This is a genomic window from Bradyrhizobium sp. LA6.8 (assembly GCF_040547935.1).
GTDB lineage: Bacteria > Pseudomonadota > Alphaproteobacteria > Rhizobiales > Xanthobacteraceae > Bradyrhizobium > Bradyrhizobium barranii.
In genome coordinates this window covers 1-23,231 of the sequence record NZ_JBEPQQ010000004.1, presented here as the reverse complement: position 1 = coordinate 23,231, position 23,231 = coordinate 1, and the positions used below count along the sequence as shown (strand labels likewise).

Sequence of the window (23,231 nt, the reverse complement as noted above, 5' to 3'; positions counted from 1 at the left end):
AAGGTTCCTGCCTCATGAAAAGCTTGTCGCGCGCGTGCAGCTTCCGCGTCTGCACGCAATCAGAGAAATTCTCTCAACCGCGATAGCTCGATGACATGCTCGGGCGAGAGGATATCGGTGACCAGCGGCGGCTGCGCAATCGTGTGAATCTCATAGAGATGCCTGGTCGTGGCCGGCTTCTCCATGAAGGCCGATATACACTGGTCGAGCGTACCTTCGCTTATCGGATAAGAATCTCTGTCCGGTCGGCGCTGGTTCGCAAGCGACGGCCATTTATGCAGGGTTGCGGGCGCTCCGAAATCGACCTTTGAATCCGCAACCACGTCTCCCATCGTCCCGCCTCACGCAACAAAAATTGCCCCAACACGCGGATCTGCGTGCCGGGGCCCACACTTATCGCTGCATCTTAATGCCAAGCGCTTAACGCAGCAGCCGGGAAAAGGTTCCCGGCCGCCTTGTCGCAAATCAGCTCGCGGCCGCCGCGATTCTGTGGCCCGGGCTGGCATGATCGTGGCTATCCTCATCGCCGCGGCTGGCTTTCGGCGGAAGCCCGGCGAAGCGCCGCAGGGCTTCGGCCATCTGCACCCGACCCGCTACACCGGTGATCACCACGTCGACCATCGCAAAGGACGAGTGGAAATGGCCGCGCGCCCTGAGCTGCTCGACCGGGACGCCGGCGGCCGCCATTGCCTCGGCATAGGCGATGCCCTCGTCGCGCAACGGGTCGAATTCACAGGTGACGACCAAGGCCGGCGGCAGGCCGGCGACGTTGCCGCGCAGCGGCGAGACGCGCGGATCAGTGCGGTCGGCCGGTGAGCAGTAGAGGTCCCAGAACCAGTACATCAGCGAGCGCGTCAGGAAATAGCCGGTCGCATTGTCGTTGTAGGAGGGCCGGTCGAAAGTGCAATCGGTGACCGGGCAGACTAGGAGCTGGCCGGCGATCTCAGGCCCGCCGCGATCGCGCGCAAGCTGGCAGGTGACGGCGGCGATGTTGCCGCCGGCGCTCCAGCCCGCGACCAGCACCGGGCCCGGCCTGCCGCCAAGCTCGGTCGCGTGCTCGGCGATCCAGCGCGTTGCCGCATAGCCGTCCTCGGCCGCGGTCGGGAAACGATGCTCGGGCGCATGGCGATAGCCGACGCTGACGAACATCATGCCGGTTCGCCGAACCAGATCGCGGCAGAGCGGCTCGTCCGATTGCTCGTCGCCGAGCACCCAGCCGCCGCCGTGGAAATAGACCACGACCGGATGGGGCCCCGGCGTTGCCGGCTTGTAGATCCGGTAAGGCAGCGGGCCGTTCGTGCCGGGCAGCGTGCCGTCGACGATATCGCCGATCAGCCGTCCCGCGGGCCGGCCCTGGTTGAACTCGTTGACGAAGGCGCGTGCGCCGAGCGCACCCATCGACTCGATCGGCGGCAGGTTCAGCGATGCCAGCAGGTTCAGCACCAGCCGCACATCCGGCTGCAGGCATACCACCTCGCCGTCGTTGCATTGCGCGGCGCCGTTGGGGCCGGTCAGCTTGAAGCCGAGCATGCCGCGGGCCGTGACCTCGTCGCAAATGCTGCGATAGGGGCCGACGCCGCCGGTGTAAGGCATCAGGCCCTGCACCTTGCCGGGGACGTTGGCGCCCGTGTACCAGGTGTTGGCGAGCCGGTGCAGGGTCACCATCGAACAGTCCGTCATGTGCCGGCCCCAGCCGGCCTGCGCCGTCTCGGTCGGCTCGATCGTGGTGAAGCCAGCGTCGCGCAGCGCAGCGATGCGGTCGACGACCCAGTCGACATGCTGCTCGATCGACACCGCCATGTTCGACAGCACCGACGGGCTGCCGGGCCCGGTGATCATGAAGAAGTTGGGGAACCCTTCGACCGTGACCCCGAGATAGGTCTGCGGCCCCTGCGCCCAGACATCGGTCAGCGACTTGCCGCCGCGTCCGGTGATCGGATGCACGGCGCGGATCGCGCCGGTCATGGCGTCGAAGCCGGTCGCGAACACGATGACGTCGACATCGACGCTGCGCCTGGCCGTCGTGATGCTGTTCGCGGTGATCGCCTTGATCGGCTCCTGGCGCAGATTGACCAGCGTGACGTTCGGCCGGTTGTAGGTCGCGTAGTAATTGGTATCGAGGCAGGGGCGCTTTGCGCCGAAGGGATGGTCGTGCGGCATCAGCGCCGCCGCCGTCTCCGGATCCTTCACGGCAGCGCCGATCTTCTCGCGGATCAGCTCGCCGATCAGCGCATTGCCGTTGAAGTCGACGCCCTGGTCGGCCCAGAGCTGCGTCAGGATGTGGACGAGGTCACCGGCGGCCCAGGCACGTTCGAACCGCTCGCGACGCTCGGCATCGCTCAATTGCCAGCTCACGACGGTCTGCTGCGGATAGGGCACGCCGGTCATCGACTGTCGCGCCTGCTCGCGATAGGCCGCGCGGTCGCTCTGGAAAATATCCATGCGATCGGACGGCGAGGGGCCGTTATGCGCCGGCAGCGCGAAGTTTGGCGTGCGCTGGAATACGGTCAGATGCGCGGCCTGCTCGGCGATCAGCGGGATCGACTGGATGGCTGACGACCCCGTGCCGATCACGGCGACGCGCTTGCCGGCGAGATCGACGCCGTCATGCGGCCAGCGCCCGGTGAAATAGACTTTGCCCTCAAAATCCTTGACGCCGTCGATCTCGGGCGGCTTCGGCGCGGAGAGGCAGCCTGTGGCCATGATGTAGTGGCGGCAGGAGACCGGCGTGCCGCTGCTCGTGGTGAGCTGCCAGCGCTCAGTCGCTTCGTCCCATTTGGCTTCGGTGACCTTGGTCTTGAAGCGGATGTCGCGGCGCAGATCGTAGCGATCGGCAACGAAGCCGAGATAGCGCAGGATCTCGGGCTGGGTCGCGTATTTCTCCGACCAGGTCCACGCGTTATCGAGCTCCGGATCGAAAGTGTAGCTGTAGTCGATGGTCTGGATATCGCAGCGGGCGCCGGGATAGCGGTTCCAGTACCAGGTGCCGCCGACATCGCCGGCTTCCTCGAGGGCGACCGCCGTGAGGCCGGACTTGCGCAGGCGATGGAGAAGATAAAGGCCGGCAAATCCGGCACCGACCACGGCAACGTCGACCTGTTGGGCTGTTCCACTCGCCGCTTTGGACTCACGTGCGGCGACCATTGCGTCTGGCATGGTATTCCTCCCGTGTCTTTTGTTTTGCCGGCAGGCTATCGCCGCAGGCTTGGCTTGTCATCAGGACAGGTACAATCTTCGGTAGTCGTTTGCGGCACCATCGTGACCGCGCGAAGGTTGCGGCGATACACGCACCGCGATGCACAACCGCCGGGATTGTCCGGGCTAATCAGACCACATCCTTCTGTGTATGCTTGCGGTTACAAGCCACGCGTACCCAGGGCGTCATGACAGAGCTGAGTGAGCGGACGAAAGCGAACATGGACGTCGTCCTGGAGCAGACGTGCCGCCAATTGCCGCACGGCGGCGATCACGACAGCCGCAGGTTCATCGCCGAGCGCCTGATCGAGGCGGCGCAATCGGGCCATTCCACGCTTGGTGAACTCGGCATCGTCGCACGCCGCGCGTTGGCGGAGATCGTCGCCAAGGGCGGCTAGCCGGCGCCGCCGAGCTTGCCTCATCGCGGGCCGCAGACGTAACCTGTCGGGGAACCTTTTGGCGCATCGAGATCCCCCAGGATGCGACTCCAGTTTGCACTCGTTGTGGCGTCTTCACTCCTTTGCTGGGACGGTGCGGCCGTCGCTCAGGCGGTCGGGCAGTTTCCGTTCGCGCTGACGCGTGAAGGACAGATGCTCGGCGCGGTCGAGGGCGAGGTGGCGTCGTTCAAGGGGCTGGCCTACGCGGCGGCTCCGGTCGGCGCGCTGCGCTGGCGCCCACCGCAGGCAACGGCCGAGAACCCCGAGATGCGCACCGCCTATGAGTACGGCGCGCCGTGTCTTCAGCCCTCGCTGCCGGGCGCGAGCGAGGACTGCCTCACGCTCAACGTATTCCGTCCCTTCGGGGTCGATGGTCCGCTGCCGGTGATGGTCTTCATCCATGACGGCGGCTTCATCAGCGGCACCGCGAACGATCCGCTGTTCGACGGTGCAAAGCTCGCGCAAGCCGGCCTCATCGTGGTCACCGTGAATCATCGTCTCGGCGCGCTCGGCTGGCTCGCTCATCCCGCGCTGTCGGAAGGTGGCTCCGGAAATTACGGCCTGATGGACCAGATCGCGGCGCTGCATTGGGTGCACGACAACATCGCGGCCTTCGGCGGCGATCCGAACAACGTCACCTTGTTCGGCGGCGGCGCAGGCGCGACGTCGATCGCGCTGCTGATGCTGTGCGCGCCATCGCGCGACCTCTTCCAGAAAGCCATTCTGCAATCGCTGCCCGGCCGCGCGCGCCTGCGCCCGGTGCAGGAGGCGGAGACCATGGGCCGGCAATTCGTGGCGGCGCTGGGGCAGGAGACGGATTTGCGCGTCGCCGCGCCGGCGCGGCTGCTTGCGGCCGAACAAAAACTGCTCGCCAAATCCGAGCGCAGCTTCGCGCCCGCGATGGATGGAATCCTGGTGAACGAAGACGTGGCCACTGGATTTGCGGCGGGACACGAAAGCCGCATTCCCCTCATCATCGGCTCGAATGACGACGAGACGCGTTTCGACGGCGAGCGGGAGATCAAGGAGACGCTGGCGTCCTCGGGCGAGAGCAGCGATGAGCTGCGCCAGCTCTACCCTGATATCGCCAGGCCATCGGAGCGCGCAGCCAAATTCTACACCGACAAGGTCTTCTCCGAGCCGGTCAGGCTGCTTGCCCGCCTCCATGCGGCAACCGGTGCGCCTACGTTTCGCTATCGCTTCGCTTACGTGACCGAGGCCCGGCGCACAAATCCCGACGAAGGGCACGGGCGCGAGCTGCAATTCATCTTCGGCGCGGAAGGCGTGCCCGGCGCGGGACTGCTCACATGGGGGGATCGCGAGGTCGCGACCCGCATGCGCGGTTACTGGATCAACTTTGCGAAGAACGGCAATCCCAACGGCCCGGATCTGCCGCATTGGGACGCGGCCGCAGACCGCGATCGCCTGCTGCTGATCACGAACGATCGCATCGCGAGCGGAGACGACCCCTGGTCGGATCGCCTGGACCGGCTTGCAAGCGAGAGCAGAAAATGAGTTGGGCTTAGGCCGCGAGCTCGACGCGCGGCGCCGGGCTCAGCCGGTGTTCTTCCAGATGGTCCATCGCGCCGTCCTTCTCGACGGCGTAGAACTGCTGGCCGTCCTTGGACCTGTAGGCGGCGCGAACGACGCCGCGGCGGCCCTTGTCACTGTTGACGACGTCCCCCAGCGCAAACTTCTTCATCTCATCTCGCTTGTCTTCAGGCCGACTCCTTCGGCCACGGCCGGATTGTGGGCGGCAAATCGTTAACGACTTGCTAACCATACCGGTTTGCCTATGCTCGCCGCCGTTCGCGCGGGCAGCTCGCACGCGCATGTTGTCAACGAGACGAGCCGGCATCCATGACGCGATTTCCAACCCTCTTCCTGTCGCATGGCGGCGGCCCCTGGCCCTTCATGGAGGACCGGCGGGTGCAATATGCCAAGACGGCCGCGGAGTTCGGCCGGCTGCCGCAGCTTCTCCCCGAGAAGCCCAAGGCCGTGCTCGTCATCACCGGCCATTGGGAGGCCGACGCCTTCACCGTGTCGACCTCGGCGCATCCGCCGATGGTGTACGACTATTACGGTTTCCCCGAGCATACCTATCACCTCAAATATCCGGCGCCGGGCAAGCCCGAGCTCGCCGCGCAGGTGAGGGCACTGCTCAAGCACGCGGGCCTCGATTGCCGGGAGGATCCCAATCAGGGTTTTGATCACGGCACCTTCGTGCCGCTCGGCCTGATGTATCCGAACGCGGACATGCCGATCGTGCTGCTGTCGCTGAAGGCGAGCTACGATGCGGCCGAGCACATCAAGGTCGGACAGGCGATCGCATCGCTCCGCGACGAAGGCATCCTGATCGTCGGCAGCGGGCTGACCTATCACAACATGCGCGGCTTCAACCGGCCGGAGTCAAAGCCGGTCTCGTATGATTTCGAGGCCTATCTGAACGAGGCGATCAGCAACCCGGATGCGGCGCGCCGCAACGCGATGCTGGTCGACTGGGAGAACGCGCCGAGCGCGCGTCTCGCGCATCCCCGCGAGGACCATCTGCTGCCGCTGATGGTCGCGGCAGGTGCCGCCGGCAACGACGTGGGCAAGCGCGTCTTCGTCGACGAGGTCGCGAACGTCGCGATGGCGTCGTATGTGTTTGGATGAATCGTAGGGTGGATTAGCGCAGCGTAATCCACCATCGAGCCGCAATGAAGGTGGTGGATTACGCTGGCGGACTGCGCTTCGCGCAGCCGCGGGCTAATCCACCCTACGGGGTTCCGACTAAAAATGTCGAAAACAACCCCATGCACAGTAGAACGGCCCAGCAAATAGAATAGCTTAGCAGCGTACTTTTGCCGGGCAGGATACGCGAGCGGTATTTCGACGGGTTTGACACGTCGGGCAAAACAGCGGCAAAATTCGATCATGGCACCGCTCTCGCTGAAGCACAGCGATTCACGGTATTTGCGAGGAGTCCGCTTTGGGTTCGTTGCGCCATTGAAGGTGCGAGTCTCCGCCGCGATCAGGCGGCAGCTGTGGTGTCCGAGGCACAGTTCTCCAACAACTGGCTTCCAATCGGGAGGCCTGTCGATTTTGTCTAGACGGACAGTGCTAGTGCCGGCTTACTCTTGATTGTCCGAGTCTGGAAATACTTCGGTTTCAGGATTATCGACGCCTCTGATGACGCTGCATGTCACGGTCAACGACGCTCAGACTGGCGCCCCCCGCTGTGACGTGAAGGCGGTCATCGCCGTCGTTGGACTTGCGATCGAGGCCAGAATAGCCGGCGCGCCAGCGATGATCGCTGAAGGTGACCGGACCGCCTTTTACTTGCGTGACGCCATCAGACATGGCGCGCGCGGCATTATAAGTTTCGGGGTGTGCGGCGGGCTAGATCCGAAGCTCCGACCAGGTCACATCGTCATCGCCTCGTCGGTATTTGCCGCGAAAGATGAAGCTTATCCAGCTGACCTCCCCTGGGCCGAGGAACTCATTCGGATGATCCCGGGTGCCAGCTACTCTGCGATAGCTGGTGTCGCTTCCCCGATGACAAGTCTTGAAGAGAGACGGGATTTCCATGGCATCACCGGGGCGGTTGCCGCCGATATGGAGTCGCAGATCGTCGCTCGAATTGCTTCCGAACTCAGAATTCCCTTTGCCGTCTGTCGTGTTGTTCTAAACCCCGCTCATCGAAAACTTCCGAGGGCAGCGCTCATAGATATCGGGCCAGCAGGTAAGCCTGAACTGCGCAAGATTGGACGTTCGCTTGTTCAAGACCCGGGGCAACTCCCTGGTCTTGGCCGGCTCGCCGTTGACTCTGTCATGGCGGTGATGGCTTTGCGCAGCGCCAAGCGACGGCTCGGAGCTCACTTTGGTTTCCCGCACCTGTGTTCACGAGACCGAGTCCCCATTCCGACGCGTGCACTTGAAACGATAGCCACACGCGCCTGATCCTGCAGCAGCGCGCTCCCGATCTCAGACTCCAGGCTTGTCCAGGTCCGAGATGGTGTTTGAATCTGCACGCCGGCGCAGGAAGACGTTACTCACCGAAAGAGCCGGCGCGGCCAAAATATCTGCCAGCGCGTTCCAGGAAAACGTTGGCCGAGGCGCGCCCGCGTGGCACGAAGTCTGCTCGGCCGCTCGTCCGAAGCAGCCTCGTCGTCTCATAAATCGCCAGGCGAGCGGGTTCCAGTCGCGCCAAACCTGCTCGGCCCTTTGGGATAGCAAGCCAGAGACGATTTCCGGCGCAGGTCCGAAGACCTCCGGCAATTTGCTCGACAGATTGTTGTCCGACAGAACGTCCCATCTCGAAAATCCGCCCATGATCGGAGATGAAATGGCGAACACCACGCGACCAATCCGCGCCTCCCGTGCCGGGAAAGAACACATTGGGCAAGGTTCGACGATTGAATACAAGGTGCAATCCGGCAAACGCTTTTGTCTTAGAATCTTCTGCGCCTCTGAAAGAGCCACGAGTTCCGCGTGTCGGGTCACGTCGCATTCCGATGAAACGTGGTTGGTCGCTTCTGCGATGACCTGTCCTCGAAACGCGATTACGGCGCCGAATGGCAGCTCTCCTTGCTTCACCCCTTGCCGAGCGAGTTCGAGGCATCTTTCCATCATTCGCAGATCTTGGACGTCAGCTTCTGATCTACTCATAGGCGCCCCCTTGGGAACGCGAGATCGGTGTTGAGAATGCGTCTGTCGCTGCCCCTTCATGTTACGGCGGCGTCGTAGCGACGAAGAATGTTTCCGGCGCCGCTACGGAGGCGGCTCCTGCGGCCTGGCATATTGGCAATTAAGCAGCGGGCTACAAACAGTCTGACTTGATCTGGATCAAGGACCGTTACCTTTCAGGTACCGCACGGACCACACGATGATCGATTGTCTATGTCCGCTCCGGGGCCCCTCGAAAACAGACATCCCGGATTTTATGGGTACTCGCGCCAATCCGCTCTACGCAGCTTCAACCTCACCCATACCTCAGCTTCATGAACAGGATACCGCCGGCGAGCACCATGGTGATGGCGTTGGCCGCGACCAGCGGGGCGTCGCCAGAGAGCAGGCCGTAGATGAGCCAGAGCGCCAGGCCCAGCACCATGACCAGGAACATGCCGAGCGAAATGTCGCGCGCCGAGCGGGTCTTCCAGACCTTGATGAACTGCGGCGCGTAGGCGACGGTGGTGCAGGTTGCGGCGGCAAAGCCGATCAGCTTGATCGCGAAGGGTTCCATGCCGGCTCTATAGCATGGATTCGGTGATGATCATGAGGTCCGGCGCGCCGCCATGAGATCGCGATAGAGCACGGCATAGTCGCCGGCGCGGTTGCGCCAGGAGACGTCGGTCGCAAGGCCGCTCAATTGCAGCCGGCGCCAGGTCGCCTTGTTGTGGAAGGCGGTGTTGGCCTTGCGCAGCGTGCCGGTGAGGGCCTCCACGGTGACGGGCGCGAACTTGAAGCCGGTCGCGTCGCGGTCCGATGTGTCGGCCTCGCCGATATCGACGATGGTGTCTTCGAGGCCGCCGACGCGCGACACGATCGGGACGGCGCCGTAGCGCAGCGCGTAGAGCTGGGTCAGGCCGCACGGCTCGAACCGCGAGGGCACGATGAGGGCGTCCGATCCGGCCTGGATCAGGTGCGCCAGAATCTCGTCATAGCCGATCACGACGCCGATACGCCCGGGGTTCGCGCGGGCGACGGCCTGATAGCGATCCTGGAGATCGCGATCGCCGCTGCCGAGCAGTGCGAGCTGCATGCCGTCGCCCAAAATGGTCGGAATGGCCTCGAGCAGGAGATCGAGCCCCTTCTGCCAGGACAGGCGGCTGATGACGCCGAGCAGCGGCGCCTCGTCCGAGGAATCGAGATTAAACTGTTGCTGAAGCACCGCCTTGTTCGCGGCCCGGAACGTGAGGTCCTCCGCGCCGAAGCGGTAGGCGATGTGCGGATCGGTTTGCGGATTCCACACGTCGGTGTCGATGCCGTTGAGGATGCCGCTCAGCACATCAGCGCGTTCGCGCAGCAGGCCGCCGAGCCCCATGCCGCCTTCATCGCTCTGGATCTCCTGCGCATAGGTCGGCGATACCGTCGTGATGCGATCGGCGAGTTGAAGCCCCGCCTTGAGGAAGCTGATGCCGCCGAAATATTCGAGGCCGTGAACGTCGAACGCCGCCGCCGCGGGCAGGCCGATCGCGCTTGTCAGCGTGCGATCGAACTTGCCCTGATAGGCCATGTTGTGGATGGTCATCACGGTGCCCGGCCGCGGACGGTTGTCATAGTGCAGATACGCGGGCGCAAGCCCCGCCTGCCAGTCGTGGGCGTGCACCACATCGGGCACGAACGCGGGGACGAGGCCGTGGCCGATGTCGGCGGCGATACGTGACAGCGCGGCGAAGCGCAGGCCATTGTCCGGCCAGTCGACGCCCTCAGGGGTGACGTACGGATTGCCCGGTCGCGCGTAAAGATGCGGCACGTCGAGCACGAACAGGTCGAGGCCGTCATGCGAGCCCGCGAGCAGGCGGCCCGGGCCGCCGAAATAATCCGGCCAGCGCCGGATTTCGCCGGCTCCCCCCAGCATCCGCATCACGTCGGGATAGCCCGGCATCAGCGTGCGCATCTCGACGCCGTGCGCCTTCAGAGCAAGCGGCAGTGCGCCGGCGACATCCGCGAGGCCGCCGGTCTTGACGATCGGGTAGACTTCGGAGGCGACCGCGAGGACGCGAACAGGCGTCATGTATTGAGCCTGTCGAGCATTGTCTGGGTGATGAGCGAGATGCCCTGCTCGGTGGTGCGGAAGCGCTTGGCGTCGAGCTCCGGGTCCTCGCCGACGACGAGCCCCTCGGGGATTTCGACGCCGCGGTCGATCACGACGTTCTTCAAGCGAGCGCCGCGAGCGACGTTCACGTAGGGCATGATCACGGCGTTCTCGACAGTGGCGTAGGAGTTGACGCGCACGCCGGTGAACAGCAGCGAGCGGCGCAGCGAGGCGCCGGAGATGATGCAGCCGCCCGAGACCAGCGAGCTCACGGCCTGGCCGCGCCGGCTCTCCTCGTCATGGACGAACTTGGCGGGCGGCGTGATCTCCGCATAGGACCAGATCGGCCAGGCGCGGTCGAACAGGTCGAGCTCCGGCACGACGTCGGTGAGGTCGATATTGGCCGCCCAATAGGCATCGACCGTGCCGGCATCGCGCCAGTAGGCGCGGGGATCGCTGCCCGAGCGTACGCACGAGGTCGAGAATTGATGCGCGATGGCGCGGCCGTTCTTGACGATATAGGGGATGATGTCCTTGCCGAAATCGTGACTGGAGTTCGTATCCTCGGCGTCGCGCTTGAGCTGGTCGAACAGGAATTTCGTATCGAACACGTAGATGCCCATGCTGGCGAGCGAGACGTCTGGCTTGCCCGGCATCGGCGGCGGATCGGCCGGCTTCTCCAGGAACTGCTGGATCCAGCCGTTCTCGTCGACATGCATGATGCCGAAGCCGGAAGATTCCTGGCGCGGCATCTCGAGGCAGCCGACCGTGACGTCGGCGCCGCTGTCGACATGCTGGCGCAGCATCACCTCGTAGTCCATCTTGTAGATGTGGTCGCCGGCGAGCACGACGATGAAGCGTGCGTTGTGCGACTCGATGATGTCGATGTTCTGATAGATCGCATCCGCCGTGCCGACATACCACATGTTCTCCGAGACGCGCTGACTGGCCGGGAGGATGTCAAAGCTCTCGTTGCGTTCGGGGCGGAAGAAGTTCCAGCCCATCTGAAGGTGCCGGATCAGGCTGTGCGCCTTGTACTGGGTCGCGACCGCGATCCGGCGGATGCCGGAATTCACCGCATTGGACAGCGCGAAATCGATGATGCGGGACTTACCGCCGAAATAGACCGCGGGCTTGGCGCGCCGGTCGGTCAGTTCCAGAAGCCGGCTGCCGCGTCCGCCGGCCAGGACGAACGCCAGCGCCTGACGGGCAAGCGGCTCGGGTCTCGCGGCACTCATGTCATCCTCCCACACCTCTGGCGCTTTGCGAGAAGCCTCCCGGCCGCGCACATTGGAACCGATAGTAACGGTACGAATAGTAAATCGGGAAGGTGCTTGTTGGTTGCGAACGCCCGGGAAGCTTAATGCTTTGCTGTGGCCTGTGGCTCCGTCGCACCGGTGTCATGCCCGTGCGGGCGCTGGCGTTGGCCGGACCACAATCGAGGCATGCGCTTGTATTCTTGTGCGGTGCACGCAATGCAGGCTGTGACTTTCGGAGGCTTTGACTTGGGGCAAGGATGCCCGATCATGGCCTTGCGATCCTTTTCCAAGCAAAACGTCAGACAGGGAGCAAGACGATGAGTATCTGGAAAACGGCAATTGCCTGTTCGCTGGCGGGCGCGGTGATGGCCGGCCAAATCGAGCAGGCGGCGGCGGCTCCGCTGCCGACCAACGTCGCGACCATGAAGGCTGCCGTTGGTGACGATGTCACCCCGGTGTATTGGCGCGGCCGTGGCTGGGGATGGGGCGCAGGAGGCCTCCTCGCCGGAGCAATCATCGGCGGTGCCATCGCGAGCAGCGCGCCCTATGGTTACTATGGCGGCGGCCCATATTACGGCGGTTATGGTGGTTCTGGTTATGGCTCGGGCTACGGCTATGGCTACGCTCCGTCCTATGGCTATGCGCCGGCCTATTACGGCGGCTACGGGCCGAGCTATGGGTATGGCGGCTACTACGCGCGTCCCAGCTACTACGGCTATCGAGCCTATCGTCCATACTACGGCCCTCGCTACGGCTACTACCGGCCGTACCGGGCCTATGATCGCGGATATTGGTAAGGACGCTGCGCGGCTAGAGCGAGAGCCACACGATCAGGCTCATGCAGGCGAGATGCGCGAGCACGATCGCGACGAGATGCAGCGGGCCGGCCTTGAGGCTAGACTTGCGCATCCCGCCGCGCCCCGCGCTAGTTTGACCCCGCGGCCGCGGCTGTAAAGCTGCGGTCGACGGCTTTGCTCACATCGAGCGTCTTCGGCAGGATGCCGTAGCGCGTCGAGCGGTCGGAGGCTTCCTGCACCTCCTTCACCACGTTCTGGTCGATCACGATCGGGCTGGTGCGCTGCGCGGTGTAGGCCGACAGCAGCACGTCCTCCGGCAGTTTTGTCAGCTCGGCCGTGCTCTTTGCGTATTCGGCAACATGATCGAGCGACCACAGCCGTGCCTTGTTCAGCCGCTGCACGAGGTCCTGCACCGCCGCGCGCTTGGTGGCGATGGCGTTGTCGGAGGCCACGATGAAGGTGATGGTCGGCGTCAGGCCTTCGCCGTCGGCGATCACGCGGGCCTTGTCCTTCAGCGTCGCGAACGAGACGTAGGGCTCCCACACCGCCCAGGCATCGATCGAGCCGGCGACGAGTGCGATCTTGGCGTCGACCGGGCCGAGCGGCGCGAAGGTCGCGTCCTCCAGCTTGATCTGCGCTTTCTCCAGCGTCGCGTCGATCAGGAACTGGCCCCAGCCGCCGCGGGTGCCGGCGAGGCGTTTTCCCTTGAGATCGGCGGCCGACTTGATCGGCGAATCCTGGCGCACGAGTATCGCTTGCGTCTTCGCATCCGACTTTGTGCCGCCGATTGCCTTGATCGGCGCGCCGGCCGCATAGACCGAAAGGAAGGAGAGATCTCCGGTATAGCCGACGTCGAGCGCGCCGGCGTTCAGCGCTTCCAGGATCGGAGCGGCGGCAGGGAATTCCGACCATTCGATCTTGTAGGGCAGGTCCTTCGCATAGCCGGAGATTTCGAGCAGCGAACGGTTGCCGCCCTTCTGGTCGCCGACGCGCAGCACGACGGTGTCGGCCGCGAACGAGGCGGCCGCGGTCGACAAGGTGATGGCTGCGGCGAACAGCGATGCTGCGAGCCGGCGTGTGATGGAATGGTCGTCGGAGTTGATGCTCATGTAGCCTGTCTTGTTGCTTTGCCCACGACGCGTGAGCGAGCGATGCAGCGAGACGATCAAGTCTATGACGGCGCGATGCGCAGTCAATGAAATGGCTATCCGTATTGCAGATGCGTCGGGCAATGACGTTTCAGCGCAGCGCCGCTTTCGAGAACGCACCGCGTGCGCGGCGGGAGATGCGCAAGAATGATGCAGGCCGCGGAGTCGCGGCGTATCCTTGCAAGATGATGCAGCAACGAAAATCGTTTCATCGCTGTCCCATGCGCTGATGGAGAGAATGACCTCGCTTCGCGCCACATTCGAAATTCCATTTCATTGACGATGCGACGGGCGCGCCGCATGATTTGCGCATCGCATCAAAGCGGCGCGGGAAGCGCCGGCGAAATTATTCTCTCAACGCAGCTCCACATGGAACATGCGCAACGCGAGACGTTGCGTGAATGGCGGAGCTGTGCCAGCGCAGGAGTGGGGACTGATGGGCAACGACAACAAGGGCAGCGGATCGGGCCTCGACCGGCGTCATTTGCTGCAGGCGGGGCTTGCGGCGGCATTCGCCGCGCCGCTTGGTGCCTTTGGTGCAGCCCAGGCCTTTGCGCCACAGGCGATCGCGCCCGGTGTCGATCTCTCTGAGTTTCCGCTGTGCCGGACGGCCGCGGATGGCCCCGTCCTCACCGGCGCGCCGCGCAAGCTGAAACTCTCCTGGAACGCCGGCGCGGTCTGTCTCGCCCCGGTGCCCGTCGCCATCGAGCACGGCTTCTTCCAGAAGCACAATCTCGACATCGAGCTCATCAACTATTCGGGCTCGACCGATCAGCTGCTCGAGGCGATCGCGACGGGAAAGAGCGATGCCGGGCTCGGCATGGCGCTGCGTTGGCTGAAGCCGCTGGAGCAGGGCTTTGACGTCAAGATCGCCGCCGGCACCCATGGCGGCTGCATGCGCGTCCTGACCCGCGCCGACTCCAACGTGAGCAAGCTCGCCGACCTCAAGGGCAAGATCGTCGCGGTCGGCGACCTCGGTGGCCCCGACAAGAACTTCTTCTCCATTCAGCTCGCCAAGCTCGGTATCGATCCGGTCAAGGATGTCGACTGGCGCGCCTATCCCGGCAACCTGCTCACCGTCGCCGTCGAGAAGGGCGAGGTGCAGGCCTTCCTGTCCTCCGATCCGCTCGGCTATCTCTGGCTCAAGGACACCCAGTACAAGGAAGTCGCCTCCAACCTCGACGGCGAATATCGCGACAAGAGCTGCTGCATCCTCGGCCTGCGCGGCAGCCTGGTGCGCGAGGAGCCGCAGGTCGCGCGCGCCCTGACGCAGGCGCTGCTCGATGCCGCGATGTTCACCGCTCAGAACCCGACCGTAACGGCGAAGTCGTTCCAGCCTTATGCGCCGAAGACGGCATCACTCGCCGATATCGAGGGCATGGTGCGCTACCACACCCACCATCATCATCCCGTGGGTGAGGTGTTGAAGCGCGAGCTCAAGGCCTATGCCGACGATCTGAAGAGCGTCCAGGTCTTCAAGCAAAGCACCGATACCGCCAAATTCGCGGAGCGCATCTATGTCGACGTATTCGCTGTCTGACGGCCTCGCCTCCGGCGCGCCGCGCCTCTCGCGCGCGCCGGTTCTTGCGAGCTGGGTCCGGGAATCCGGCGTCGGCATTCTCGCCAGCGTCGCGTGGATCGCGTTCGGCCTGTCCTGCCTGTGGTGGGAGGATGTCGGCGACTGGTCGCGGACGCACTCGCTCGGCATCGCCGCCTTCATCGTTGCCGCAATCGCCTTGTTCGGCACCGTCGGCGCCGACTACCTCGGCTCCGCCGGTAAGGCCTTGCGCCAGCGCGCGCCCTGGCTCGTGGCGCTCGGCGCATTCCTGACGCTGTGGGAAGTTGCCACCGCAAAATTCGCCTGGCTGCCGCTGCCGTTCTTCCCGCCGCCGCAGTCGATCATCGAGGTCTATACCGACGATCTGCCAAAGCTGCTCGACAGCGTCTTCGCCTCGGTCAAGCTCCAGCTTGGCGGCTATCTGATCGGCGCCACGGTCGGCTTCCTGACCGGCGTCTCGATCGGCTGGTCGCGCGCGGTCGGCTATTGGGTGCATCCGGTGCTCCGCTTCATCGGCCCGCTGCCGGCGACCGCCTGGCTGCCGATCGCCTTCTTCACGTTCCCGTCGAGCTGGAGCGCCTCGACCTTCCTGATCGCGCTCGCGACCGGCTTCCCGGTCACCGTCTTGACCTGGTCCGGCGTCGCGAGCGTCAGCAACGCCTACTACGACGTCGCACGTACGCTGGGCGCAAAGCCATCCTTCCTGGTGCTGAAGGTCGCGATCCCCGCGGCACTCCCGCACGTCTTTGTCGGCCTGTTCATGGGCCTCGGCTCGTCCTTCGCCGTGCTGGTCGTCGCCGAGATGATCGGCGTCAAGGCCGGTCTCGGCTGGTACCTGCAATGGGCGCAGGGCTGGGCCGCCTACGCCAACATGTATGCGGCGCTGATCGTGATGTCGCTGCTCTGCTCCGGCGCCATCACGCTGCTGTTCGCCATCCGCGATCGCCTGCTGGTCTGGCAGAAGGGGACCGTGAAATGGTAGCCGCAACCGCACTGGCCGAGGTCACGCCGCCGGCCGCCGGCGCCGCGCTCGACATCGAGCAGGTCAGCCACGCCTTCGATATCGATGGCACTGAGCTGCCTGTTCTCAGCGACGTCAGCATCTCCGTGGAGCCGGGCGAGTTCGTCGCGCTGCTCGGCCCCTCCGGCTGCGGCAAGTCGACCTTGCTCCGGCTCGTCGCCGGCCTCGACAAGCCCAAGGCCGGAACGCTCCGCGAGGACGAGGTGCGCATCACCCGCCCGCATCCCTCGCGTGTGGTCGTGTTCCAGGATCCGACCCTGTTTCCCTGGCGGTCGGTCTGGGACAACGTCGCCCTGGGCCTCGAGGCCCAGGGCATTTTGAAGAGCCAGCGGAAGCGTGTCGATGACGCGCTCGATCTCGTTGGGCTGTCGTCGTTCCGCAATGCCTATCCGCATCAGCTCTCCGGCGGCATGGCGCAACGCGTCGCGCTCGCCCGCGCGCTCGTGAACGATCCAAAAATCCTGATCCTCGACGAGCCGCTCGGCAAACTCGACTCGCTGACCCGCATCACCATGCAGGCCGAGCTCGTCTCGCTCTGGCAGCGCAAGGGCTTTACCACGCTGCTGGTGACGCATGACGCCGAGGAGGCGCTGGTGCTCGCCAACCGCGTCATCGTGTTCAGCGACCGCCCGGCGCGGGTGAAGGCCGACATCCGTGTCGACCGGCCCTATCCGCGCCATCGCGGCGATCCATATCTCGCGGATCTGCGCCGCCAGATTCTTGGTCTCCTGGGGTTAGACGCCACATGGTAACGTCCGTAGCCAAGGGCCGGGCGGCCCATAGCGAGCCCGACTACATCGCGCGCGCCGAGGCGCTGGCTGAAGGCTTTGCTGCGCGTGCAGCCGAGCATGATCGCACCGGCAGCTTTCCCTTCGAGAATTTTCGCGAGCTGTCCGAGGCGGGCCTGCTGTCGCTGACGGTGCCGGCCGTTCATGGCGGGGCCGGAGCGGGCGCGCGATATGCCGCGCGGGTCATCGGGATCATCGGCAAGGCCGATTCCTCGACCGCGCTGGTGCTGTCGATGCACTACATCAACCATCTGGTGATGGGGCGCAGCCCGACCTGGCCGGCGAAGCTCTCGCGCAAGCTTGCGCGTGAGAGCGTCGAGGGCCTCGCGCTCGTGAACGCGCTCCGCGTCGAGCCCGAGCTGGGCTCGCCCGCGCGCGGCGGCCTGCCGGCGACGATCGCGCGGCGCACCGAGACCGGCTGGCGCCTGACCGGTCACAAGATCTATTCGACGGGGTCGCCGATCCTGAAATGGTATCTGGTCTGGGCGCGGACCGACGAAGCCGAGCCGCGCGTCGGCCAGTTCCTGGTGCCGGCGGGGCTGCCGGGCACCCGCATCGTCGAGACCTGGGATCATCATGGCCTGCGCGCCAGCGGCAGCCACGACGTCATCTTCGACGACGTCGTGATCCCGCTTGATGCCGAGGTCGATGTCCGAAGGCCTTCGGAGTGGCGTGCGCCCGACGTCGCGCAGGCGACCGTCCACACGGTGTTCGTTGCCGCGATCTATGACGGCATTGCCCGCGCCGCGCGCGACTGGTTCGTCTCGTTCCTGAAGCAGCGCGTCCCCGCCAGCCTCGGCGCGCCGCTTGCGACCTTGCCGCGGGCGCAGGAGATTCTCGGTGCCATCGAGGCCAGGCTCGCGGTCAATGCGCGGCTGATCGAGACGTTCGCCCGCGACTTCGATGACGGCGTCGCTCTCTCCACCGGCGAATCCAACGTGATCAAGCTGACGGTGACCAACAACGCCGTCGCCGTGGTCGAGGATGCACTATCGCTGACCGGCAATCACGGCCTGTCCCGCAGAAATCCACTGGAGCGGCACTATCGCGACGTGCTGTGCGGCCGCGTGCACACGCCGCAGGACGATGCGACCCGCACCGGCCTCGGCCGCGCCGCATTGGGCCTCTAGCTTTCAGGAAAACAAACAGGGAGACGATCATGTCGATCGAGTTCATCGGCTTCATCAGCAACAACAATTCGTCCGAGACCGTCGTTCGCGAAGGGCCGGTCCTCAACCCCACCCATATCGAGACGGTGGCGAAGGCGCACGAGAATGCCGGCTTCGACCGCGCCCTGCTGGCGTTTCATTCGACGACGCCGGACGCGCTCCAGATTGCCCAGCACGTGCTGGGCGTCACCGACCGCCTCAATGTGCTGATCGCGCAGCGGCCGGGCTTCACTGCGCCGACGCTGCTGGCGCGCCAGTTCGCCGTGCTCGACCAGTTTTCGCGCGGCAGGGTCGCTCTGCATGTCATCACCGGCGGCAATGCGACCGAGCTTCGGCAGGATGGCAACACGCTCGACGACAAGGACGAGCGTTATGCCCGCACCTCCGAGTTCCTCGATGTCCTCAAGCTCGAATGGACCAGCGACAAGCCGTTCACCTACAAGGGCAAGCACTACCAGGTCGAGAACGCATTCTCGCAGGTGAAGCCGTATCGCCCCGAGGGCATCCGGATCTATTTCGGCGGCGCTTCGGATGCGGCGATCGAGGTCGCCGGCAAGCATGCCGACACCTTTGCACTGTGGGGCGAATCCTATGCCCAGGTGCGCGACGTCACCTCTCGCGTCCACAACGCGGCGGTTCGCCAGGGACGGCCGACGCCGCGTTTCAGCCTCTCGGTGCGGCCGATCATTGCCCCGACCGAGAAGCAGGCCTGGGAGAAGGCGGAAGAGATTCTGGCGCGCGCCACCGCGCTCCAGGACAAGACCGGCTACCGCAAGCCCGCCGACGGCCATGCCACGGCCGGCGCGCGGCGTCTGCTCTCGCTTGCCGACCAGGGCAGCCGCATCGACAAGCGGCTCTGGACCGAGATCGCAAAGCTCACCGGCGCCAACAGCAACACCACCGCGCTGGTCGGCACGCCCGAGCAAGTCGCCGAAGTCTTCGGCGACTATTACGATCTCGGTATCAGCCACTTCCTGATCCGCGGCTTCGATCCCCTGATCGACGCCATCGAATATGGCCGCGAGCTGATCCCGCTGACACGCGAGCTGGTCGCCAAGCGCCAGGCCGTTCGCGGCGAGGCGGCGGAATGATCCGTCTCATGCTGGCCGGTGCGCTGCTGTTCGGCTCGTTGGAGCTCGCGGCGGCGCAAACCACCTTGCGCGTTGGCGACCAGAAGGGCAACTCGCAGGCCGTGATGGAAGCGGCGGGCGTGCTCAAGGACGTGCCTTACAAGATCGAGTGGAAGGAGTTTCCGGCGGCGGCACCGCTGCTGGAAGCGCTCAGCGCCGGCGCGATCGAGACCGGTATCGTCGGCGATGCACCCTTCACCTTCGCCGCCGCCTCCGGCGCGCCGGTGAAGGCGATTGCCGCGATCCGTCAGACGCGCGAGGGACTCGCGATCCTCGTGCCCGAGAATTCGCCGATCAAGAGCTTCGCCGATCTGCGCGGCAAGAAGATCGCGACCGGCCGCGGCTCGATCGGCCATCAGCTGATCCTCGCCGCGCTCGAGAAGAACGGCTGGAGCGCAAGTGATGTGCAGATCGCGTTCCTGGCGCCGTCCGATGCCAAGATCGCCTATACGCAAGGCTCCGTCGATGCATGGTCGACCTGGGAGCCCTATGTCAGCCAGGAGGAGGTGCTGTTCAAGTCGCGCCGCGTCATCACCTCTGAGGGCCTGACGCCGGGGCTGAGCTTCCAGGTCGCACGGCCCGACGCCATCCGCGACAAGCGCGCGGAGCTGACGGACTTCATCCGTCGCCTCACGGCAGCGCGAGCATGGTCGCTGAGCAACGTCGACAGCTATGCCGCGACCTGGGGCAAGCTGATGAACATCCCGACCGCCGTGCCGCAGAACTGGCTGTCGCGCGCAAAGATCCGCATCGCGCCGATCGACGACGGCGTGGTCGCGGACGAGCAGAGCACGATCGACCTCTATTTCCGCTGGGGCCTGATCAAGCAGAAGCTCGATGCGGCCGAGATCGTGGATCGGTCTTTTGCCGATGCGATTGCGAAGGCGGGGCTGTAGTGCGCGCTTTCCCTCTCCCCTTGTGGGAGAGGGTGGCTCGCCGCGTAGCGGCGAGACGGGTGAGGGGTCTCTCTCCGCGTACTCACCTCTCGCGATGGAGCTCGCGGATAGATACCCCTCATCCGGCGCTTCGCGCCACCTTCTCCCACAAGGGGAGAAGGAAGAACGCTCTCACGGGCGCTTCAAGGGATCGTGAGAAAAGAAGGACGTTTCCAGCGCAATCGCCTTCCTCGAAACATTCCTTCTGCATTTCGAACTCCCGACAACAGCCCCATTGCTATTTACACCGCCTCCCTTGCACCGCGCCGCATCCCCGCAAAAATCATTCAGACGACCACATCGGGAGACCGGCCATGGGCCTGCAAGAAACAAAAATCGAATCGCTTCCCTTCGTCACTGCTGAACTCAACTACCTCGCGCCGGTTTCGGGCAAGCCGCGCACCTATGCTTTCGATCCGCCGCCGGGCGAGCCCAAGAGCACGTCGTTGCCGGAGCCGCATCAGGTCCCGATCTTCGATGCGCGGCTGATCGCGAACAATATCTCGCTCGACCGCGAGGGATTTGCGCTGGTGCGGCATCCGACGCAGGTGAAGGATTTTTACAACGACGAGGAAATCCGCACGGTCTACTACCCCGCGGTCGAGGCGTTCCTGCGCGCGACGCTGAAGGCCGATCGGGTCTTCATTTTCGATCACACCGTGCGCAGGCGTGTCGAGGGGGCGGCGGATATTCGCGACGGCGGCCCGCGCCAGCCTGCGACGCGCGTGCATGTCGACCAGACCGCCGTCTCCGGCGCCAACCGCGTGCGCGAGCATCTGCCCGACGAAGCCGACGCGCTTTTGAAGGGGCGTGTGCAGGTGATCAACCTCTGGCGGCCGATCCGCGGACCCTTGCGCGATTCACCGCTGGCGATGGCAGACGGCACGACGGTTGCGCCCGACGATCTCGTCGCCTCCGATCTGATCTATCCCAATCGCCGCGGCGAGACCTATTCGGTGAAATACAATCCGAACCACCGCTGGTTCTATTTTCCCGAGATGACGCCGGACGAGGCGCTGCTGCTCAAGTGCTATGATTCCGCAACCGACGGCCGGACCCGGTTCGGGCCGCATACGGCCTTCGTCGATCCGACCACGCCGGCCGATGCGGCGCCGCGCGAAAGCATCGAGGTCCGCACGCTGGTGTTCCATAAACAGTAACAATGTGTGATGGCACTGCCGGGCGCGCCCGGCAGTGCTCCTGGAACTTACCGGAACAAATCGACGTTTGCAGCGCCGGGCAGGGCAACCGGGAGCGGTGCCGTGCGAACGCAGACGACGCTTTTCTTCAGTCTGGCCACTTTTTCGCTTTCTGCATTTTCTGTCGCGCAAGCCGAAAGCGGGCTTGCCTCATACTACGGTTACGGAAAAGCCGGTAAGGGCGGCGAACTGACCTGCGCTCACCGCACGCGCGCGTTCGGCAGCGTGCTGACGGTGTCCTACGGTGGCCGGTCGATTCAGTGCCGCGTCAATGATCGCGGCCCGTTTATCCGCGGCCGGATCGTCGATCTCTCGGTGCCGGCGGCCAAAGCGCTCGGTATGATGAGCGCCGGCGTGGTGCGGGTCTCGGTGGAATAGGCTGGTCGTCGCGCTATAGTGCCGCCCAACGCAAGGCTAAGGGGGGCGCTATGGCCAGGATTCGGGTGGGGCTTGTCGGCTGCGGCTTCGTGTCGGAGCTGCACATGTATGCGTTCCGCCGCGTCTACGGTGTGGATGTCGAGGTCGCGGCGGTCGCGGCGCGCGGCGATCATGTCGTTGAATTCGCCGGCCGCCATGGCATTCCGCGGGTCTATCGCAGCTTCGCCGAACTGATCGCGGACCGCGAGCTCGATGTCATCGACATCTGCACCCCGCCCAATCTCCATGCCGACATGATTGTCGCCAGCATGCAGGCCGGCAAGCACGTGATCTGCGAAAAGCCGTTCGCCGGCTATTTCGGCCGGGCAGGCGACGCGCAGCCGATCGGCAAGCATGTGCCGAAGGCGCTGATGTATGAGCGGGTGCTGGAGGAGATGGACGCGACCCGCGCCGCGATCGAGCGCACCGGAAAACTCTTCATGTATGCCGAGGACTGGATCTACGCGCCGGCGGTGACCAAGACCGCAGAGATCATCAGGGCGACGAAAGACAAGATCCTGTTCATGAAGGGCGAGGAGAGTCATTCCGGCTCGCACGCCGCGCATGCCGCGCAATGGGCGATGACCGGCGGCGGCTCGCTGATCCGCATGGGCTGCCATCCGCTCTCGGCCGTGCTTTATCTCAAGCAGGTGGAGGCCAGGGCGCGCGGCGAAAACATCCGTGTCGCCAGCGTCACCGGCGATGTCGGCAACGTCACGGCCGTCCTGAAACCCGAGGAGCGCACCTACATCAAGGCCAATCCGGTCGATGTCGAGGATTGGGGCACGCTGACGGCGACCTTCTCCGACGGCACCAAGGCGACCGTGTTTTCCGGCGACATGATCATGGGCGGCGTGCGCAATCTGATCGAAACCTACACCTCCGGCGGTTCGCTGTTCGCCAACATCACCCCGAACACGCATCTGATGAGCTACCAGACCAGCGAGGAGAAGCTCGCCAGCGTCTACATCACCGAGAAGGTCGACCGCAAAACCGGCTGGCAATATGTCTGCCTCGAGGAGGAGTGGACACGCGGCTATCTCCAGGAGATCCAGGATTTCATGGAATGCGCCGCGAGCGGGAGGCAGCCGCTGTCGGACTTGGCGCTGGCGTATGAGACGATCAAGGTGAACTACGCCGGCTATTGGGCCGCAGAGGAGGGACGGCGGGTGGTGTTGTAGGGCCGCTGAAGAGACCGCAGGCACGCTGCCATCCCTTCTCCCCTTGTGGGAGAAGGTGGCGCGAAGCGCTGGATGAGGGGTCTCTCTCCGCGAGTTCGAACGTAAGATATGTGCTTGCGGAGATAACCCCTCACCCGTCTCGCCGCTACGCGGCTAGCCACCCTCTCCCACAAGGGGCCTGTTGCGTAATTCGTCAATTGTGATTCCCTAGGGCAAAGCCTTGGAGGGTAGCGATGGCGGTCAAGCGGACGGGACAGC

The 23,231-nt window shown here is 64.6% G+C and carries 22 protein-coding genes; 14 read left to right on the top strand and 8 right to left on the bottom strand.

What is annotated here, in order from left to right:
- Positions 1 to 59: 59 nt before the first annotated feature.
- Together ABIA90_RS20300 and ABIA90_RS20295 are read right to left on the bottom strand one after the other, a co-directional pair.
- Positions 60 to 332, bottom strand: coding sequence for a hypothetical protein (locus ABIA90_RS20300; protein WP_208088099.1), 273 nt, complete (start codon positions 330 to 332; stop codon positions 60 to 62).
- A 133-nt stretch (positions 333 to 465) separates the two neighbouring features.
- Positions 466 to 3,156, bottom strand: coding sequence for a flavin-containing monooxygenase (locus ABIA90_RS20295; RefSeq protein WP_354122050.1), 2,691 nt, complete (start codon positions 3,154 to 3,156; stop codon positions 466 to 468).
- 260 nt (positions 3,157 to 3,416) lie between these two features.
- Between ABIA90_RS20295 and ABIA90_RS20290 the strand changes: the two genes are divergently transcribed.
- Entirely contained in the window at positions 3,417 to 3,593 is a 177-nt protein-coding gene (locus tag ABIA90_RS20290; RefSeq protein WP_231143017.1) for a hypothetical protein, read from the top strand.
- Between the two features lie 81 nt (positions 3,594 to 3,674).
- On the top strand, positions 3,675 to 5,147 hold the full coding sequence (locus ABIA90_RS20285) for a carboxylesterase/lipase family protein (protein ID WP_354122051.1): 1,473 nt from the start codon (positions 3,675 to 3,677) through the stop codon (positions 5,145 to 5,147).
- Positions 5,148 to 5,154: 7 nt separating this feature from the next.
- Here ABIA90_RS20285 and ABIA90_RS20280 read toward each other — a convergent pair whose 3' ends face one another.
- Complete coding sequence (locus ABIA90_RS20280) at positions 5,155 to 5,334, bottom strand: hypothetical protein (RefSeq protein ID WP_014493109.1); 180 nt, start codon at positions 5,332 to 5,334, stop codon at positions 5,155 to 5,157.
- A 158-nt stretch (positions 5,335 to 5,492) separates the two neighbouring features.
- Between ABIA90_RS20280 and ABIA90_RS20275 the strand changes: the two genes are divergently transcribed.
- Positions 5,493 to 6,287 carry a DODA-type extradiol aromatic ring-opening family dioxygenase gene (locus ABIA90_RS20275; RefSeq protein WP_354122052.1) on the top strand — a complete coding sequence of 265 codons (795 nt, stop codon included), beginning with the start codon at positions 5,493 to 5,495 and terminating at the stop codon, positions 6,285 to 6,287.
- A 516-nt stretch (positions 6,288 to 6,803) separates the two neighbouring features.
- On the top strand, positions 6,804 to 7,574 hold the full coding sequence (locus ABIA90_RS20270; protein WP_247303855.1) for a phosphorylase family protein: 771 nt from the start codon (positions 6,804 to 6,806) through the stop codon (positions 7,572 to 7,574).
- Between the two features lie 24 nt (positions 7,575 to 7,598).
- On the opposite strand, the gene ABIA90_RS20265 is transcribed toward ABIA90_RS20270, so the two are convergent.
- The 4 genes from ABIA90_RS20265 to glgC form a co-directional block, all read right to left on the bottom strand.
- On the bottom strand, positions 7,599 to 8,282 hold the full coding sequence (locus tag ABIA90_RS20265) for a nucleoside deaminase (RefSeq protein WP_208088093.1): 684 nt from the start codon (positions 8,280 to 8,282) through the stop codon (positions 7,599 to 7,601).
- Between the two features lie 313 nt (positions 8,283 to 8,595).
- On the bottom strand, positions 8,596 to 8,856 hold the full coding sequence (locus ABIA90_RS20260; protein WP_354122053.1) for a SemiSWEET transporter: 261 nt from the start codon (positions 8,854 to 8,856) through the stop codon (positions 8,596 to 8,598).
- 30 nt (positions 8,857 to 8,886) lie between these two features.
- Positions 8,887 to 10,350 carry a glycogen synthase GlgA gene (gene glgA / locus ABIA90_RS20255; RefSeq protein ID WP_354122054.1) on the bottom strand — a complete coding sequence of 488 codons (1,464 nt, stop codon included), beginning with the start codon at positions 10,348 to 10,350 and terminating at the stop codon, positions 8,887 to 8,889.
- On the bottom strand, positions 10,347 to 11,609 hold the full coding sequence (glgC, locus tag ABIA90_RS20250; protein ID WP_354122055.1) for a glucose-1-phosphate adenylyltransferase: 1,263 nt from the start codon (positions 11,607 to 11,609) through the stop codon (positions 10,347 to 10,349). The genes glgA and glgC overlap by 4 nt, the downstream gene beginning before the upstream one ends.
- Before the next feature lie 338 nt (positions 11,610 to 11,947).
- Between glgC and ABIA90_RS20245 the strand changes: the two genes are divergently transcribed.
- A complete protein-coding gene (locus ABIA90_RS20245; RefSeq protein WP_354122056.1) occupies positions 11,948 to 12,427 on the top strand; it encodes a hypothetical protein in 480 nt (159 codons plus the stop codon).
- 128 nt (positions 12,428 to 12,555) lie between these two features.
- On the opposite strand, the gene ABIA90_RS20240 is transcribed toward ABIA90_RS20245, so the two are convergent.
- Complete coding sequence (locus ABIA90_RS20240) at positions 12,556 to 13,536, bottom strand: ABC transporter substrate-binding protein (RefSeq protein WP_354122057.1); 981 nt, start codon at positions 13,534 to 13,536, stop codon at positions 12,556 to 12,558.
- Positions 13,537 to 14,011: 475 nt separating this feature from the next.
- On the opposite strand from ABIA90_RS20240, the gene ABIA90_RS20235 reads away from it, so the two are divergent.
- The 9 genes from ABIA90_RS20235 to ABIA90_RS20195 all read left to right on the top strand — a co-directional run bounded on the left by ABIA90_RS20235 (position 14,012) and on the right by ABIA90_RS20195 (position 22,973).
- Positions 14,012 to 15,115, top strand: coding sequence for an ABC transporter substrate-binding protein (locus tag ABIA90_RS20235; RefSeq protein WP_354122058.1), 1,104 nt, complete (start codon positions 14,012 to 14,014; stop codon positions 15,113 to 15,115).
- The gene (locus tag ABIA90_RS20230; protein ID WP_063981662.1) at positions 15,093 to 16,115 is read left to right on the top strand and encodes an ABC transporter permease; all 1,023 of its coding nucleotides are present in this window, start codon (positions 15,093 to 15,095) and stop codon (positions 16,113 to 16,115) included. The genes ABIA90_RS20235 and ABIA90_RS20230 overlap by 23 nt, the downstream gene beginning before the upstream one ends.
- Positions 16,109 to 16,906: an ABC transporter ATP-binding protein gene (locus ABIA90_RS20225; protein WP_354122059.1), complete on the top strand. Its 798-nt coding sequence runs from the start codon at positions 16,109 to 16,111 to the stop codon at positions 16,904 to 16,906. Before ABIA90_RS20230 ends, ABIA90_RS20225 begins: the two co-directional genes overlap by 7 nt.
- Positions 16,900 to 18,072, top strand: a complete 1,173-nt coding sequence (locus ABIA90_RS20220; RefSeq protein WP_354122060.1) for an acyl-CoA dehydrogenase family protein — start codon at positions 16,900 to 16,902, stop codon at positions 18,070 to 18,072. Before ABIA90_RS20225 ends, ABIA90_RS20220 begins: the two co-directional genes overlap by 7 nt.
- A gap of 29 nt (positions 18,073 to 18,101) precedes the next feature.
- Positions 18,102 to 19,202 carry an LLM class flavin-dependent oxidoreductase gene (locus ABIA90_RS20215; RefSeq protein ID WP_354122061.1) on the top strand — a complete coding sequence of 367 codons (1,101 nt, stop codon included), beginning with the start codon at positions 18,102 to 18,104 and terminating at the stop codon, positions 19,200 to 19,202.
- The gene (locus ABIA90_RS20210) at positions 19,199 to 20,137 is read left to right on the top strand and encodes an ABC transporter substrate-binding protein (protein ID WP_354122062.1); all 939 of its coding nucleotides are present in this window, start codon (positions 19,199 to 19,201) and stop codon (positions 20,135 to 20,137) included. The genes ABIA90_RS20215 and ABIA90_RS20210 overlap by 4 nt, the downstream gene beginning before the upstream one ends.
- Before the next feature lie 353 nt (positions 20,138 to 20,490).
- A complete protein-coding gene (locus ABIA90_RS20205; protein ID WP_354122063.1) occupies positions 20,491 to 21,336 on the top strand; it encodes a CmcJ/NvfI family oxidoreductase in 846 nt (281 codons plus the stop codon).
- A gap of 102 nt (positions 21,337 to 21,438) precedes the next feature.
- Complete coding sequence (locus ABIA90_RS20200) at positions 21,439 to 21,753, top strand: septal ring lytic transglycosylase RlpA family protein (protein ID WP_071910599.1); 315 nt, start codon at positions 21,439 to 21,441, stop codon at positions 21,751 to 21,753.
- A gap of 50 nt (positions 21,754 to 21,803) precedes the next feature.
- A complete protein-coding gene (locus ABIA90_RS20195) occupies positions 21,804 to 22,973 on the top strand; it encodes a Gfo/Idh/MocA family protein (protein WP_354122064.1) in 1,170 nt (389 codons plus the stop codon).
- Positions 22,974 to 23,231 lie beyond the last annotated feature (258 nt).

What these genes read in the sequence shown, in the direction of transcription:
- ABIA90_RS20300 (WP_208088099.1), bottom strand. Translation starts at nt 332, where the DNA reads ATGGGAGACGTGGTTGCGGATTCAAAGGTCGATTTCGGAGCGCCCGCA.
- ABIA90_RS20295 (WP_354122050.1), bottom strand. Translation starts at nt 3,156, where the DNA reads ATGCCAGACGCAATGGTCGCCGCACGTGAGTCCAAAGCGGCGAGTGGA.
- ABIA90_RS20290 (WP_231143017.1), top strand. Translation starts at nt 3,417, where the DNA reads ATGGACGTCGTCCTGGAGCAGACGTGCCGCCAATTGCCGCACGGCGGC.
- ABIA90_RS20285 (WP_354122051.1), top strand. Translation starts at nt 3,675, where the DNA reads ATGCGACTCCAGTTTGCACTCGTTGTGGCGTCTTCACTCCTTTGCTGG.
- ABIA90_RS20280 (WP_014493109.1), bottom strand. Translation starts at nt 5,334, where the DNA reads ATGAAGAAGTTTGCGCTGGGGGACGTCGTCAACAGTGACAAGGGCCGC.
- ABIA90_RS20275 (WP_354122052.1), top strand. Translation starts at nt 5,493, where the DNA reads ATGACGCGATTTCCAACCCTCTTCCTGTCGCATGGCGGCGGCCCCTGG.
- ABIA90_RS20270 (WP_247303855.1), top strand. Translation starts at nt 6,804, where the DNA reads ATGACGCTGCATGTCACGGTCAACGACGCTCAGACTGGCGCCCCCCGC.
- ABIA90_RS20265 (WP_208088093.1), bottom strand. Translation starts at nt 8,282, where the DNA reads ATGAGTAGATCAGAAGCTGACGTCCAAGATCTGCGAATGATGGAAAGA.
- ABIA90_RS20260 (WP_354122053.1), bottom strand. Translation starts at nt 8,856, where the DNA reads ATGGAACCCTTCGCGATCAAGCTGATCGGCTTTGCCGCCGCAACCTGC.
- glgA (WP_354122054.1), bottom strand. Translation starts at nt 10,350, where the DNA reads ATGACGCCTGTTCGCGTCCTCGCGGTCGCCTCCGAAGTCTACCCGATC.
- glgC (WP_354122055.1), bottom strand. Translation starts at nt 11,609, where the DNA reads ATGAGTGCCGCGAGACCCGAGCCGCTTGCCCGTCAGGCGCTGGCGTTC.
- ABIA90_RS20245 (WP_354122056.1), top strand. Translation starts at nt 11,948, where the DNA reads ATGAGTATCTGGAAAACGGCAATTGCCTGTTCGCTGGCGGGCGCGGTG.
- ABIA90_RS20240 (WP_354122057.1), bottom strand. Translation starts at nt 13,536, where the DNA reads ATGAGCATCAACTCCGACGACCATTCCATCACACGCCGGCTCGCAGCA.
- ABIA90_RS20235 (WP_354122058.1), top strand. Translation starts at nt 14,012, where the DNA reads ATGGGCAACGACAACAAGGGCAGCGGATCGGGCCTCGACCGGCGTCAT.
- ABIA90_RS20230 (WP_063981662.1), top strand. Translation starts at nt 15,093, where the DNA reads ATGTCGACGTATTCGCTGTCTGACGGCCTCGCCTCCGGCGCGCCGCGC.
- ABIA90_RS20225 (WP_354122059.1), top strand. Translation starts at nt 16,109, where the DNA reads ATGGTAGCCGCAACCGCACTGGCCGAGGTCACGCCGCCGGCCGCCGGC.
- ABIA90_RS20220 (WP_354122060.1), top strand. Translation starts at nt 16,900, where the DNA reads ATGGTAACGTCCGTAGCCAAGGGCCGGGCGGCCCATAGCGAGCCCGAC.
- ABIA90_RS20215 (WP_354122061.1), top strand. Translation starts at nt 18,102, where the DNA reads ATGTCGATCGAGTTCATCGGCTTCATCAGCAACAACAATTCGTCCGAG.
- ABIA90_RS20210 (WP_354122062.1), top strand. Translation starts at nt 19,199, where the DNA reads ATGATCCGTCTCATGCTGGCCGGTGCGCTGCTGTTCGGCTCGTTGGAG.
- ABIA90_RS20205 (WP_354122063.1), top strand. Translation starts at nt 20,491, where the DNA reads ATGGGCCTGCAAGAAACAAAAATCGAATCGCTTCCCTTCGTCACTGCT.
- ABIA90_RS20195 (WP_354122064.1), top strand. Translation starts at nt 21,804, where the DNA reads ATGGCCAGGATTCGGGTGGGGCTTGTCGGCTGCGGCTTCGTGTCGGAG.